The organism is Pseudoalteromonas sp. P1-30 (genome assembly GCF_001400005.1).
Lineage (GTDB): Bacteria > Pseudomonadota > Gammaproteobacteria > Enterobacterales > Alteromonadaceae > Pseudoalteromonas > Pseudoalteromonas atlantica.
In genome coordinates, this window is record NZ_LKBC01000008.1 from 43,183 (window position 1) to 57,839 (window position 14,657).

The window sequence follows — 14,657 nt, forward strand, 5'->3', positions numbered from 1 at the left end:
TTATTTTATAACACTACTGCGCGTGCTCAATTAACTGGGCGCGCTTAAGCCCAGCCTGTAAAAATAACTGGCTCGACTTTGTATTTAACGCTTCTTGTTTATATGGTGCTAAAACATCCGCAGGGAAACTCTCAGTAAGTTGATCAAGCGTTTGTTTTTTATTTTTTTTCACATGGGTTATTAAATTTGTTAAAAACATTAAAGGCTGCTTAAGTTGCGCTTTTACAAGCGCCCCGCCGTGGCCGGGAAGTATTGTACGCAAATTAGGCTGATTAATATAGCGTTTGAGCAAGGCTTGCCAATTTTGTAACTGGCCGTGGCCGGGGTAGGGTAGCCAGTCAACAATATCGCCGCCTATTAGCAGCGTGCCATTATTGGTACTAAGTGTTAAATCGCCGTTTGTGTGGGCTTTTTCGGGTGTTATTTGTACCGCAAAGCTACCTAAATCAATACTTTGTTGCTCGCTGATTACGGTGCTAGGTGATTTTAAGTGATAGGTTTTCCAACGTAAAAAACGTTGTTTAGCTAAAGAGAGCTTTTCGCGCCACTGTGCTTGCTGTTGCTCGGGCAATGTGGCTAAGCGCTGATAGCTCAGCTCTATACTTTTTTCATAGCCTGCTAACTTATCATCATAAGCCTGTTGGTATGTGGCAAAATTATCGGCTACCTGTTTATGCACTATTAGCTGCGCTTTTGGGAAGGCATTTTGTAATACGGCCATGCCGAGTAAATGGTCGTCATGAAAGTGGGTCGCAACTAAATAACAGAGCGGGGTTTTAAGGTGTTTTTTTAACTGTTTTGCCAGTGCTTCAACGGCTGCAAAGTTTCCGCTTGCATCTACCATGAGTGCGCATTGCTCGCCCTCTATGAGCACTTGGTTGGAATCGTAAAAACGTAGCTTATCTTGTTGTTTTAAAAATTGTACATTTTCGTTTATTTGCTGCCAAGTAACCGCTGCCTTACTAGAGTGAGAAAATAGGCTAAGGGTAATAAAAAGGGCGGGGATTACAGTTACTAAAAGGGGTTTTAATGTCATAGTGTGTCTCTGCGCAGCATTTATTTACCCTCATAATAAACAAAAAGCGCACGGGGCGCTTTTTATTTTTTTATTGGGTCACTCGCCAAGCATTGGCTGAGTTTATCAATGAGTTGATCTTGCTGCTGTTGCTCTACACTGGCATGCGTTTTAGCTTCTAGCAACTCATGGCTAAGTGTAAGTGCTGCTAAAAGTATCGCCTGTTGTTCGTTGCGAACTGATGAGCGTTGCTTTGTTTGCTCAACCAAGTCATTTAAATTTTGTGCTGCTGCTATTAATGCATCTTCTTGCCCAACCGGGCATGCAAACTGCTGCTCTTTACCTAGCAACTCAACTGTGACCCGCTGGTTTTGCAGCTCAGACATTAGCTTGCCTGTTGTGCGCTTTGTAGTTTATCAAGTAAGCCTGTTAACGTAGAGCTGGCATCTTTTTGCTTTTCTTCGTTTTCAAGGGCTTCTAGTTGTAAAATTTCGTTTTCGTCACTTAGTTTTGCGTTTTGCTCTTTTAAGCTAGCAACATCTGTTTGTAATTGGTTGTTGCGCTCGATAAGCGAGTCAATCAGTTGTTCGAGTTGTTGAAGAGTTGTGTTGTTCATAAAGGCGCTCATATAACTGTAATTAATGTCATGCAAATGTAAAGCAAAGTGTGTTGTTTTGCCAGCATTTACGGTGGTTTTAGCACAATTTTATTGTTTATTAAGTGATAATTCAGGGTGGCGGCTTTTTTGTTCATAAATGGTTCACTTAACTGCTCGCTAAGCGGTGTATAGGTTGCCAAAATACAGAGCTTATGGTTCACTGCCGATATTAAATTGCGTATAGCGAAAATTAACAATGCTTAGTTACAGACACTCTTTTCATGCAGGTAACCCTGCCGATGTGCTTAAACATTTAGTACTTGCACAGGTACTTCAATATCAAACCATTAAAGATAAACCTCTCGATTATATTGATACCCACTCTGGTGCGGGATTTTTTGAGTTAAGTTCATCTGACGCCCAAAAAACACAAGAATACAAAGAGGGCATTGCTAAGCTTTGGCAACATAGCAGTGAGCACGAGGCGCTAAACGATTATATTGCATTAATTAAATCGTTTAATGATGGGGACGAACTGGCGTTTTACCCCGGTTCGCCAAAAATTGCTGAGCATTACTTACGTCGTCAAGACAAAGGCTGGTTTTTTGAATTACACCCGCGCGATTTGCAGTTACTTGAGCAAAACATGCAAGGTAAGCGCTCTATTCGCGTACGTGGCGAAAACGGTTTTGCCGGATTAATAGGGCTACTTCCGCCAGCTTCGCGCCGTGCATGTGTGCTTATTGACCCACCTTATGAGATAAAAGACGATTACGATACTGTAGTAAGCACACTAGTTAAGGCGCACCAGCGCTTTGCTACCGGCACATATATGATTTGGTATCCCGTTGTTGATAGAGAGCGAATCAATACGATGGAGCAAGGGTTGATTGAGTCGGGAATGCGTAATATTCAATTATTTGAGTTAGGCACGCAAGCGGATACTGACGTACACGGTATGACGGCATCAGGCATGATTGTTATTAACCCACCGTGGAAATTAAAACAAACTATGGACAGCATATTACCTGAATTAGTTGAGCTTTTAAGTGAGCCTAGCGGGTTTTATAGAAGCGAGCAGTTAGTCGACGAATAACTGCCTGCCATTATTAAAAGTAAAAGCCCAGCTGGGCTTTTATTTAATTAAAATAAACCGCATTAAAGGTGGCAAGCGTATTGCCACTGCTATCTTTTAGTTCTAAAGATTCGCCTTCTATAGCCCACTTTTGCGTGTTATTGAGCATGTTTAACATAGCCGCTTCTTGCTCCATGCTTTGTGAGCACATTTTTTTTGTACTTGCCAATTGGCTAAACGAAATTGAATGTTGATCTGTGCTATAGCTGCCGCTGACGTTATTACACCCTAAAAAGCCGTTAACGCGGTTATCTTTATCAAATTGTATAAATGGCTCTTTTGTTCTTACACTGACTGTTTGCGCGTTAATTGTAACGGCTTTCCAGTATGTATTTGTAAGGGTAACATCGCTTTTAGGTGAGGCGACTTTTTCAAGCTCAATTTCGTGAAGAATCCCCGAGTTTGCATTTTTAAAAGGGTCGTACTGCATTGTGCTGGTATAAAGAACCTTGTCTTTATTAATGATTCTAGCGGTGAGGTTATAGCGGTGTTTATCAACAATGTTGTTGTCATCATAAGCTAGCTCCACGGTATACGGCGGCGCTTTATTTATATCAATTACTTGTTGCGTAATTATTTCGGCTTTTACATCTGCTTTTGACACATCAGATAGCGTTACAATTAGTTGTGAGCCAGGGCGTGGCATACTGCGATCTTTATAGCTCACTTGCGTGGTTAAACCCATAACGCTTTTTTCTTGTACTGTGGGTTGTGATTCGTTAGCAGGTTTTTCACAGCCCGCTAATGTGAGTGCACTTAGGGCTAATAAACCTAAGCCAGTAAATGTACGTTTTTGAAACCTAAATTGCTGCTTTGCCATGCTTGCGCTCCTTATTCCTATATTGCTGGTAAGTGTAGGGGGGAGGAGCTTAATCATGGCTTAATTTTTTTAGGCACAAAAAAAGGCACTAATGCGCCTTAATATAATGCTTTAACGCTATTTTTTTACAAACTTTGTTAAAATAACAATACGTTGGCCGTCTACTCGCCCTTCAATATGTTCAGGGTTATTTGTTAAGCCTATATTGCGTACTGCTGTGCCGCGTTTGGCGGTCAAGCTACTACCTTTAACGTCTAAGTCTTTAATTAAAGTAACCGTATCGCCAGCTTGTAGCACTACGCCGTTACTGTCTATGTGTTTTATATCGTCATCTTCAGCAAGGGCTTTTTTGGCCCAAGTAAGGGTGTCTTCTTCTAGGTAAATCATGTCGAGCGCATCTTGTGCCCAGCCATTATCAACAGCTAAGCGCGTTAGCATTCTGTAAGCCACTACTTGTACGGCAGGTGTTTGGCTCCACATGCTGTCGTTTAAACAGTGCCAATGTGTTGGGGTAAGCTCGCTGTTGTTTTCTATTTGATCTTTACAGGTTTGGCAGGTGTAAATGCATTTGTCTGAATGGGTTTCGGTAACAGGAGGCACTTCGTAAACAGATAAGTGTTCGGTTGCGCTGCATAATTCACACTGGTTATTACTGCGCTCGATTAAGGCTTTTTCAATACTCATAAGGCGTTCTTATATAGGAAGAGGTTTACATTTGGCCGTATTATACCCTAGCAAAGGTAGGCGGCGATACTAATCCCTTAAATTTTGTGCGGGTATTGGGTTAATGTATTTATCTTCAATGTGTTTTATGTAACCACTGCTATGTAAGTGTGCAAGGGCTTGGTTAATTTTAGGCAGTAACGCTTTGTGCTTAGCAAGTAAACGCACTCTTAAATAACCATGCGAATGCTGGGCGCCAAACTCAGTATTAATATTTAGTTGTTTAGACCAATACGCTGCGGTATGAGTACCCATAACGGCAACATTAATACGCGCTTTAGATAATGCAATCATTAGCTCTTTTTCAGAGGGAAAATCGACTCGGTTAAATTTTGCATCATCATGGTAGTAGTAGCCAAGTACTGTACCGACCTCTTTAGAGTATAAACTTTGCTTAGTTTGATACTGCGCGACGTTATCAGGCAGCGCGACAATCATTTCGGTTGCGGGGATCAGCGGCTCTGAAAAAATATAGTAAGGATTATCTCGCTCGCTTTGCGCTAACCATTTTAAAGAAATTACATCAAAATCAATAAAGCCGTTTTCTAAATATTTGGTAATTCGCTTAGTGGGAAGCTCGACGTGATTGGCGGTAATATTTGCTTGCGCCATTAAAGCGGTGATTATTTCTGGCAAAATGCCGGGTTTTTCTGGGTTGCCGGTGTAAAAAGGGTAGTGACTACCTGACGCACTGACATTGTAATTTAGTTCTGGCTGGTTTTGCTGGGCATGAGCAAACGTAGCAAGATGCAAAATAAATAAGGATAAAAACAACTTTAAAAAATACAAATACGTAACCTTTGCTAAACTTTTAACCTTGAGCGTTATGTAATTTAACTCCGCTTGCAATGATCCTAGAATCTTCATAGCAGTTGAATTACAGTGTATAACCTCATTGTAATAAACAGCGCCAAATTAGATAGGTTTTTATTAAGTGAATCCCACAAATATTTTTCAGAACGGACAAAAGCTAACACAGTTTGTTGCAAGGCAACCTATTTTTGATGCGCAGCAGAATGTGTTTGCTTATGAGCTGCTTTATCGTGATTCAGCCCATAATGCATTTCCTGTGGGAACATCTGATGAGCAAGCAACTAGCCGTTTGTTTTTTAATACACTGATGATGCTAGGGCCAGACAAACTTACAGCGCATCATTTAGCGTTTATTAACCTTTCTTCAGCCACTATTTTAGAAAACTTTCCTAAATTGTTAGTACCACAAAATTGTGTGTTAGAAATCGTTGAGCGTACGAACAAAATAGCTGAGGTAACTCAGCGCGTGAAAGCGCTCAAGCAAGAGGGATACAAGTTTGCCCTAGATGATTACGATGGCGACGATAAATGGGCGCCATTACTTGCGCATGTAGATTACATCAAAATTGAAATGGACGATGTAATAATTAAAACTAATATGCGCATAAAAAAAATTAAACGCGCTAATCCGCATGCAAAAATTATTGTTGAGCGCATAGAAACTCATGCGCAATTTCACTCGTTAAAACAAGCCGGTTGCGATTTATTTCAGGGTTACTTTTTTGCCCGCCCAGAGATGATCACTTACAAAGATGTGGAGCCGGGTAAGGTGATTGTGTTTGATTTACTGCGCTTTACGGCAAAAGAATCTTTATGCTTTGATGAAATACAAAAACAAGTAGCCAGAGACGTGGCAATTACAGCGCGAGTATTGAAATTAGCGAATGCCCGCTCGGGCAGTACTAAATTAACAATTACCTCTTTCGCAAGCGGTTGTGTATTTAGGAGAGGACAGCATAAGGCAACTGGTACGCGTGCTGGCGCTGAGCGAATTAGGCGCCGATAAACCCTCAGAACTCACAAAACTTGCCTTAACCAGAGCGCAGTTTATTGCGCTATTGCTAGGGCAAAACCACGCAGAACTGGTTGGTCAGGGCTACTTGGTTGGGTTGTTTTCTGTGATGGATGCAATTTTAGATACAAACCTTGAAGCAATTGTTAAAGAGTTTTCGCTAGATGAAAGTATTGCCCAGGCATTATTAAACAATGAGGGCATTTTAGGGCAAAGCCTTGCGCTTATTAGGGCGTTTGAACTAGATGAAATGGATAAAATAGCGGTGTTAATGCCGGCAATAAACAGTGATTTGCATATAGGTCATATTTTTAATTATGTTCTTGATGCACTGTTGTATAGTGACGAAATTATTGAGGCTATTGCAGAATAAATATGCGTAATTGGTTATCTATTTTAAGTATTGTGGTTGCATTAGGGCTGCTATTTCCTGGTGTTACCAAACCTGTATTATCGATTGAGGGCAACATTGATAAATCGCAACTCGCCAAAGCAGGCATAGAAATGCTGGCTGAGGAAGGCGATGGCCGTACCCGTAGTATGTTAATGATGTTCTCTAGCATGTTAGGACTTGATAAATTAGAGGGTGAAATAAACGCGTACAGCAAAACACAAAGTATTTGGGGAACCGTAAACGAGCTAGCTAATAATAATAATTTATTTGTAGCGGCGTTAGTTGGGTTGTTCTCTATTGTGATCCCAAGCTTAAAATTATTGCTGCAATTACTGTATTGCTGCTTGTCGGCAAGCAGATTTAAAAATAAGTTAGGTGTGGTTATTTGCGCACTGAGCAAGTGGAGCATGGTGGATGTGTTTGTTATTGCGTTAATAGTGACTTATTTGGCAGGCAATGCACATGGCCAAAGTAGCGATTTCCTAATTATGCATAGTACTTTTGGTGAAGGATTTTGGTATTTTAGCGCATATTGTATTTTTGCTATTTTAGCGAGTAGCTTAGTTACACCACCTAAAAAAGAAAATTAATTATTTGAGTTAGCTCAATAACTCAAATATTATTACTAAGTAATTTACTTAATAGGCTTTGTTTTGCAGCGTTTTTACTCAAATTTACTCGTTGTTGTGATGCTACTCACGTTTGTGGGGCAAGCCGTTGCGTCTGTAAATCAGCAGTGCGAAATGCCACATATGAGCCTATCAGCAAAGCATGCCACACATGTAATGAGCGAGAGTAAATTGCATACAGATATGATGGAAATGGATTGCTGCAGTGATGAAGCAGATGTTCAAAATGATTGTCATTGCCCAATAAATGGCTGTGGAAGCAGCTCTATTTTAACGTCCCCGGCCTTATTTACTGCTTTTTCGTTATCGAGTGAAAAAGTTACCCAGCTTAATAGCGGTATTTCCTCCCCCCCTAGTAATACTTTATATCGCCCTCCTATGTTTGCTTAAACGCAGGATAGGTGTGATACCAATCGACTTGATTATTTAGTATTTAGCGTGCCAAATAAAGCGTTAACAGCGTTATAAACCTCTCATGTAGAACACCTACATGCCGATATTTATGCTTTGTTATCACTCTATTTAACTGTCGCTATACATAACGACTAATTTAACACCATTGGTATGAGTGAAATTTAGCTATATTCGCTTAAAACGCCTGTTCTGCTTGTTAATTTAAGATTTTATTTTTAATTTTAGATGGAGCAGGCAATGACCCGCACTGTAATTTTTAAAGCTGTATTACTGAGCGCCACCTTATTTGGTGCTGTATTTAATAGTGATGCCATAGCAAAAGCATCAACCCTTAATTTAACGGATGCCATAAACCTAGCACTCAATAACGAGCCGTGGCTAAGCGCCAGTGAGCAAAAGCAAGCCGCCGCCACAGCGCAAAGTATTGCTGCAGGTACTCTACCAGACCCCGTATTAAGCATAGGTTTGCAAAGCGTACCCGTAGATGGTTTTGCGTTTGATCAAGAAAACATGACGCAGTTAAAACTGGGTATAAGCCAAAGCTTTAGCCGTGGTAATAGCCTGGCACTTAGCCAACAAGCAATAAAAGAAGAGGCACTTGAGCACCCGTGGCTTAGGGCGCAGCGAAAGGCGCAAGTAAAAGCGAGGGTAATGGAGCTGTGGTTAAATGCCTACAGAGCACAGCAAAGTATTGCGTTAATTGAACAAGATAAAGCATTGTTTAGCCAGTTAATTGAAGTTACTGAAGCCAGTTACTCCAGTAGTTTAGGTAAAACCCGTCAGCAAGATATTATTCGCTCACAATTGGAGCTCACACGCCTTGAAGATAAACTGATTGTATTAGCGCAGCAGCTAGATGCCGCTAAACAAGGGTTAGCCCAGTGGTTACCACAGAGCATATTACGCCAACCATTAAGCCTAACTTTTACAGCGCCAGCCCCGCTTACCCAATTTAATAGCTTAGACTTTGATGAGCTCATTAAGTTACTTATGGCGCATCCCTCTATAGTGGCTATAGATCAACGTATAGCCGCTAAACGCACACAAGTGAGCCTTGCTAAACAAAGTTATAAGCCACAACTTGGCGTAAATATGGGTTATGGCTACCGCGCTGATAACCAAGCTGGTGAATCGCGTGCTGATTTGCTTTCGGTGGGGGTGAGTATTGATTTACCTTTATTTACCGATAACAGGCAAGATCAGCAAGTTAATGCGGCTATTGCTAATGCAGAGGCCATTAAAACCGACAAACGCGTGGCGCTACAAAGCCTAAAAGGACAGTACTTTAAAGAGGTTAGTCAGCTTGAGCGAATTGAGCAGCGCAATACGCTTTATCAAAACACATTATTACCGCAAATGTCGCAACAAGCTCAGGCTACTTTAAACGCGTATACCCGTGACGATGGCGACTTTTCTGATGTTATGCGCGCGCGTATTAGTGAGCTAAACGCCAAAATAGATGCCCTTAATATTCAAATAGACAAACACATAATTATTGCTCGCTTAAATTATTACGCAGCCAGTTTAGACTCGCTAGTAATGGCTGAGTTACAAGGATAAAACAATGAAAACTAACTTAAAATACCTTGTAGCGCTGCTTATTGGTGCCGCGTTAATGTTTATTGCTAATCGCTGGTTGATTGATAATACCGAGCACTTAGCCACAACCGCTAGTAATAAAAAAGCGAAGCCGCTGTATTGGGTTGCGCCAATGGACAGTAACTATAGGCGCGATGAACCAGGGCTATCACCAATGGGGATGGAGCTGGTGCCTGTATATGCAAACGCTGAAAAAGACAGCCCAGGTACTATAAAAATATCACCTGAAGTGGTTAACAACTTAGGCGTTAAAACCAGTAAAGTGCAAGTAAAAACACTGCAAAGTGATATTCAAACAATCGGTTATGTGCAATACAATCAAGATCAGTTAACCCATATTCACCCCCGCGTAGAAGGGTGGATAGAAACCCTATTTGTAAAAGCGCAAGGGGAGCTCGTTAGTGCTGGTGAGCCACTTTACACGCTTTACTCTCCTCAGCTTGTGAACGCACAAGAAGAATTTTTACTCGCAGTAAATAGAAAAAACAGCGTATTGATCAGGGCTGCTAAAGCGCGTTTAGAGTCGCTAAATGTGTCTGATGGCTTTATTAAGCGCTTAGAAAAAAATAAAAAAGTGATGCAAAACATTACATTTTACGCGCGTCAAAGTGGAGTGCTTGATGAGCTTAATATCCGAGAAGGTTTTTATGTTAAGCCCAACACCTCAATGATGAGTATCGCTAAATTAGATCAAGTATGGGTAGAGGCAGAAGTATTTGAGCGCCAAGCAGCTTTAGTGAGCAAAGGGCTACCCGTTACAATGACCCTTGATTACATTCAAGGTAAGCAGTGGCAGGGCGTAGTAGATTACATTTATCCAGCGCTGAATGCTCAAAACCGTACTCTACGTGTAAGGCTGCGTTTTGAAAATACCGCAGGACTACTTAAGCCTAATATGTTTGCCCAAGTAAGTATTCACACACACAGTGACTCACCGCAATTAGTTATACCTAAGCAAGCGCTCATTCGTACAGGTGCACAAAACCGAGTAGTACTTGCTCTAGGCGATGGGCGTTTTAAATCGGTGGCGGTAAAAGTAGGGCAAATTAGCCAACATGAGGTGGCTATTCTATCGGGCATTACCAAAGAAGACCATGTTGTGACTGCTGCGCAGTTTTTAATAGACTCTGAATCGAGTAAAGACTCGGACTTTAAGCGTATGAGCGCGCCAAGCACTAACGCCATGAGCGACATGCCTAACATGGAAATGGACAAGGCTGAAGCGGTTCAAACAGCTACAGTAATGGGAACCATAAATAATATAAACGCAGCGCAGCGAGTTATTAATATTAGTAGAGAGGCTATCGCTAAATGGAACAGAGGCCCTGCTACTATGGACTTTATACTTGCTAAAGAGCTTGATATTAGTGCGCTTTCTCCTGATCAGCAGGTTCATTTTACGTTTAGCATTATTGAGGGCGAATTTGTAATAAGCAAAATTGCTGAGCATCCTTCTGACGAAGGCGCAGCTCATCATTCAATGCATGGAGAGTCATTATGATAGCTGCTGTTATTCGCTGGTCGGTTGTTAATCGTTTTCTCGTCTTGTTACTGAGTATTATTGTATTTGGCGCGGGTATTTACAGTGTAAAACAGACACCCGTTGATGCACTTCCGGATTTATCGGACGTACAGGTAATTGTTAAAACCAGCTACCCAGGCCAAGCGCCCCAAGTAGTGCAAGACCAAGTTACCTTCCCGCTCACCACGGCAATGCTGTCTGTGCCTGGCGCTAAAACGGTGCGTGGTTTTTCGTTTTTTGGCGACTCGTATGTGTATATTATTTTTGATGAAAATACCGATATTTATTGGGCCCGAAGCCGCGTACAAGAGTATTTAAGTCAGGTAGAAAGCCGCTTGCCTGCAAGTGCAAAGGCACAACTTGGGCCCGATGCCACAGGAGTGGGTTGGGTTTATTTATATGCGTTAGTCGATAAAACAAATCAGCTCAATATAAGCCAGCTTCGTAGTTTGCAAGATTGGTTTTTAAAATTTGAACTACAAAGTGTTGAAGGTGTATCTGAGGTCGCTGCTGTAGGTGGCATGATAAAGCAGTACCAAGTGGTTGTAGACCCCGTTAAGTTACGTGCTTATGGCCTTCCTCTTAGTTTGATACAAACTGCAATTAGCCAAGGTAATCAAGAAACTGGCGCCTCAGTAATCGAAATGGCTGAAGCCGAATACATGGTAACCAGCACAGGTTATATTAAAAGTGTCGCCGACTTAGAAGCCATTCCATTAGGAATTAACGCCCAAGGAAGTGCATTACAATTACGAGATGTAGCAAATGTACGCTTAGGTCCTCAAATGCGAAGAGGCATTGCAGAGCTAAATGGCGAAGGCGAGGTTGCGGGTGGCGTTGTGGTGATGCGTTATGGCGAAAACGCCCAAGAAACGATTTCTCGGGTAAAAGCAAAACTTGAGTCTTTAAAACAAGGGTTACCCGAAGGGGTTGAAATAATTCCGGTTTACGACCGCTCCACGTTAATAAAAAGCGCGGTCGATAACCTGAGTAGTAAATTGTTTGAAGAGCTCATTATTGTAGCCTTAGTGTGCGTGGTATTTTTATTTCATGTGCGCTCATCGCTGGTGGCTATTATTACCTTGCCTATGGGTATATTAATGGCTTTTATTGTGATGTATTGGCAAGGCGTAAACGCTAATATCATGTCGTTAGGCGGGATTGCTATTGCTATTGGCGCTATGACAGATGGTGCTATTGTAATGATAGAAAACATGCATAAACACATGGAAAAAACGCCACTGACCAAGCAAAACCGCTGGCAAATAGTGACTAAATCGGCCACCGAGGTAGGCCCTGCGTTATTTTTTAGTTTGCTCATTATTACTGTAAGTTTTATGCCTGTATTTATTTTAGAGGCGCAAGAAGGGCGCATGTTTGCCCCGCTTGCTTATACAAAAACGTATGCGATGGCAGCCTCTGCCGGTTTAGCTATAACGTTAGTACCGGTGCTAATGGGCTACTTTATTCGGGGTAAGGTCATTTCTGAGCATAAAAACCCAGTTAATAGAGCCTTGGTTGCAGGGTATAAACCGTTGTTAGCCACCGTACTTAAATTTCCAAAAAGTACGTTATTTATTGCATTTATAGTGACGGTTATAGGCTTTTATCCGGTAAATAAAATAGGCAGTGAGTTTATTCCTTTGCTAGATGAAGGCGACTTAATGTATATGCCTACAACTTACCCTGGGCTTTCTATTGGTGAAGCGCGAAAAATTTTACAGCAAACAGATAAGCTCATAGCCTCTGTACCTGAAGTGAAAACTGTATTTGGTAAAATAGGGCGCGCCGATACCGCAACCGACCCGGCACCGCTGACAATGATTGAAACCTTTATTCAGTTTAAGCCCAAATCACAGTGGCGAGAGGGCATGACGAAGCAAAAAATTAAAGCAGAGCTGGAAAGCTTAGTTACATTACCGGGCCTTACAAATGCGTGGGTTATGCCAATAAAAACGCGAATTGATATGCTTGCCACCGGTATTAAAACGCCTGTGGGTATTAAAATTGCGGGCCCAAGCCTGTTAGAAATTCAAAACATTGGGCAGCAAATTGAGCAATTGTTAAAAGATGTGCCCGGCACAGCCTCAGTGTATTCAGAGCGTGTAGCCACAGGGCGTTATATTAAAGTGGATATAAACCGCGAAAAAGCAGCACGGTATAATCTAAATATAGCCGACATACAACAGGTTGTGGCCACTGCAATTGGCGGCTCAAACGTGACTGAAACAATTGAAGGGCAACAGCGTTACCCGGTAAATTTACGCTACCCGCAGAGCTTTCGTGCTTCGCCTGAAGATTTAAAATTATTACCTATTATTACACCATCAGGCCAACATATTGCACTTGGCGATGTTGCTAATGTATTTATTGAAGATGGCCCTACCGGCATTAAAAGCGAAAACGCGCGTTTAAATGGGTGGAGCTTAATTGATATTAAAGGCAGTGATATTGGCAGCTATGTAGCACAAGCTCAGCAAGTACTTGGCGATAACCTACAATTACCCGCAGGTTATTCAATTACTTGGGCAGGGCAGTACGAATACATGCAACGCGCAAAAGCAAAGCTTACTTATGTGATCCCGCTTACACTCGCGATTATTGTAATACTGCTATACCTTAATTTTAAATGCCTAAGCGAAGTACTTATTATTATTGCCACCCTTCCTTTGGCTATGGTGGGCGGCATTTGGCTAATGTACTTTGAAGCGTTTAACTTTTCGGTGGCAGTGGGTGTAGGGTTTATTGCATTGGCCGGTGTTGCCGTAGAAATAGGCGTCATAATGCTTGTATATTTAAACCAAGCTTATACAGAGCAGCGCCAGCAGTGCGAGCAAACTGGAACAGCATTTAACTTACAAGCGTTACAACACGCTATTATGCAAGGTGCAGGGCTAAGAGTGCGTCCCGTAATGATGACGGTAGCTACCATTATTGCTGGCTTATTACCCGTTTTATACGGCACCGGCACCGGTAGCGAAGTGATGAGCAGAATAGCTGCGCCGATGGTAGGTGGGATGCTAAGCGCAATTATACTTACGTTATTGGTTATACCTGCGGTGTATTTACTGTGGAAAAAGCAGCATATTAGTCAATAGTTGTTGTTCTTTGTGAGTTAAAACTTGCTGAATGTAGGGGCGGTTAAATTGCGGTGTACGGTTTGTACCCTCGTGAGCATGATAGCTGCTCCTAATTCAGCACGCTCTAGTAACACACGGTGGGCAATACCCATTTTATTGCCCTATAAAAATTACCCGTATTTTGTAACTTGTACCAAATAACCCGCCTAGCTCCTGTTTTTTTATTTTTAATGCATTGTTTTTAATTGAGTTTATGTTGGCACGGTTTACGCAACCTATACCTTATACAGTCAACTTAGTAAGGAATGCACATGCAAGTTAAAACAATTAAAGAAGTGTACGATTGGACCGTTCTATTTCACACACAAATGGCGGCAAATTTTTACAGCGTTAAGGAGTTACTTGATGAACGTAACGCGATGCTAGTGGACTATTATTTAGATTATGAAAAAAAGTTAGCTGAAGACTTAGTTGGCTTTAAAGCAATTACAGAGATCAACACCTTAGATACTTACAGCTACGAATACTTTGCAGACAACCCCGAGTTAATTACGTTTAACGATATTAGCAAAGACCAAGAATTTGATGAAAAGGTGATTCAAAACTACCTCTCTAAGCAGCACAAAAAAGTAATCGAACTTTACGAGTACTTATTAGAGCGCGCTGAGACAGAAAACGGTAAAGAAAAGCTCGAGCAAATTTTAGAGCTTGAAAAGCAAGGCGTTAAGCAAATGATGCAAAGCTCAAACCGACATATGGATATGTAAACCTGATAAAATAACCTGGTTTTATCTTTATAGGTAAAGCTTCAAACGCCCTTGGGTTTACCCGAGGGCGCTTTATTATGTGTGCTTTACATGGGGCGTAAGTAAAGCAGCAAGCTCACTTTAAAAAGCGCGGGTC

At 41.6% G+C, this 14,657-nt stretch carries 13 protein-coding genes and 1 pseudogene; 8 read left to right on the plus strand and 6 right to left on the minus strand.

Going from position 1 to position 14,657, the window contains the following annotated elements; translation table 11 throughout:
- Nucleotides 1–13: 13 nt before the first annotated feature.
- The 3 genes from AN395_RS12970 to zapB all read right to left on the minus strand — a co-directional run bounded on the left by AN395_RS12970 (nucleotide 14) and on the right by zapB (nucleotide 1,631).
- The gene (locus AN395_RS12970) at nucleotides 14–1,036 is read right to left on the minus strand and encodes an MBL fold metallo-hydrolase (protein WP_054983250.1); all 1,023 of its coding nucleotides are present in this window, start codon (nucleotides 1,034–1,036) and stop codon (nucleotides 14–16) included.
- A 62-nt stretch (nucleotides 1,037–1,098) separates the two neighbouring features.
- Nucleotides 1,099–1,401, minus strand: coding sequence for a cell division protein ZapA (locus tag AN395_RS12975; protein WP_004587640.1), 303 nt, complete (start codon nucleotides 1,399–1,401; stop codon nucleotides 1,099–1,101).
- Nucleotides 1,401–1,631 (minus strand): cell division protein ZapB, encoded by a 231-nt coding sequence (gene zapB / locus AN395_RS12980; RefSeq protein ID WP_024031454.1) that lies wholly within the window; start codon nucleotides 1,629–1,631, stop codon nucleotides 1,401–1,403. The genes AN395_RS12975 and zapB overlap by 1 nt, the downstream gene beginning before the upstream one ends.
- Nucleotides 1,632–1,869: 238 nt before the next feature.
- Here zapB and AN395_RS12985 point away from each other — a divergent pair, with 238 nt between their 5' ends.
- Entirely contained in the window at nucleotides 1,870–2,709 is an 840-nt protein-coding gene (locus AN395_RS12985) for a 23S rRNA (adenine(2030)-N(6))-methyltransferase RlmJ (RefSeq protein ID WP_029772041.1), read from the plus strand.
- A 43-nt stretch (nucleotides 2,710–2,752) separates the two neighbouring features.
- Here AN395_RS12985 and AN395_RS12990 read toward each other — a convergent pair whose 3' ends face one another.
- The 3 genes from AN395_RS12990 to AN395_RS13000 all read right to left on the minus strand — a co-directional run bounded on the left by AN395_RS12990 (nucleotide 2,753) and on the right by AN395_RS13000 (nucleotide 5,080).
- On the minus strand, nucleotides 2,753–3,568 hold the full coding sequence (locus AN395_RS12990) for an META domain-containing protein (RefSeq protein ID WP_054983251.1): 816 nt from the start codon (nucleotides 3,566–3,568) through the stop codon (nucleotides 2,753–2,755).
- 117 nt (nucleotides 3,569–3,685) lie between these two features.
- On the minus strand, nucleotides 3,686–4,252 hold the full coding sequence (locus AN395_RS12995) for an alkylphosphonate utilization protein (RefSeq protein WP_054983252.1): 567 nt from the start codon (nucleotides 4,250–4,252) through the stop codon (nucleotides 3,686–3,688).
- A 69-nt stretch (nucleotides 4,253–4,321) separates the two neighbouring features.
- A complete protein-coding gene (locus AN395_RS13000; RefSeq protein ID WP_054983253.1) occupies nucleotides 4,322–5,080 on the minus strand; it encodes an ABC transporter substrate-binding protein in 759 nt (252 codons plus the stop codon).
- Between the two features lie 145 nt (nucleotides 5,081–5,225).
- On the opposite strand from AN395_RS13000, the pseudogene AN395_RS13005 reads away from it, so the two are divergent.
- From AN395_RS13005 to AN395_RS13035, 7 genes and pseudogenes are all read left to right on the plus strand, one after another.
- Nucleotides 5,226–6,489 (plus strand): annotated as a pseudogene (locus AN395_RS13005) (EAL and HDOD domain-containing protein).
- Nucleotides 6,490–6,491: 2 nt separating this feature from the next.
- Nucleotides 6,492–7,100: a paraquat-inducible protein A gene (locus tag AN395_RS13010; protein WP_054983254.1), complete on the plus strand. Its 609-nt coding sequence runs from the start codon at nucleotides 6,492–6,494 to the stop codon at nucleotides 7,098–7,100.
- Nucleotides 7,101–7,163: 63 nt separating this feature from the next.
- A complete protein-coding gene (locus AN395_RS13015) occupies nucleotides 7,164–7,529 on the plus strand; it encodes a hypothetical protein (protein ID WP_235576578.1) in 366 nt (121 codons plus the stop codon).
- Between the two features lie 261 nt (nucleotides 7,530–7,790).
- Complete coding sequence (locus tag AN395_RS13020; RefSeq protein ID WP_054983255.1) at nucleotides 7,791–9,113, plus strand: TolC family protein; 1,323 nt, start codon at nucleotides 7,791–7,793, stop codon at nucleotides 9,111–9,113.
- Nucleotides 9,114–9,117: 4 nt separating this feature from the next.
- Entirely contained in the window at nucleotides 9,118–10,653 is a 1,536-nt protein-coding gene (locus AN395_RS13025) for an efflux RND transporter periplasmic adaptor subunit (protein ID WP_054983256.1), read from the plus strand.
- On the plus strand, nucleotides 10,650–13,772 hold the full coding sequence (locus tag AN395_RS13030; protein WP_054983257.1) for an efflux RND transporter permease subunit: 3,123 nt from the start codon (nucleotides 10,650–10,652) through the stop codon (nucleotides 13,770–13,772). The genes AN395_RS13025 and AN395_RS13030 overlap by 4 nt, the downstream gene beginning before the upstream one ends.
- Before the next feature lie 293 nt (nucleotides 13,773–14,065).
- Nucleotides 14,066–14,521, plus strand: a complete 456-nt coding sequence (locus tag AN395_RS13035; RefSeq protein ID WP_054983258.1) for a hypothetical protein — start codon at nucleotides 14,066–14,068, stop codon at nucleotides 14,519–14,521.
- Nucleotides 14,522–14,657 lie beyond the last annotated feature (136 nt).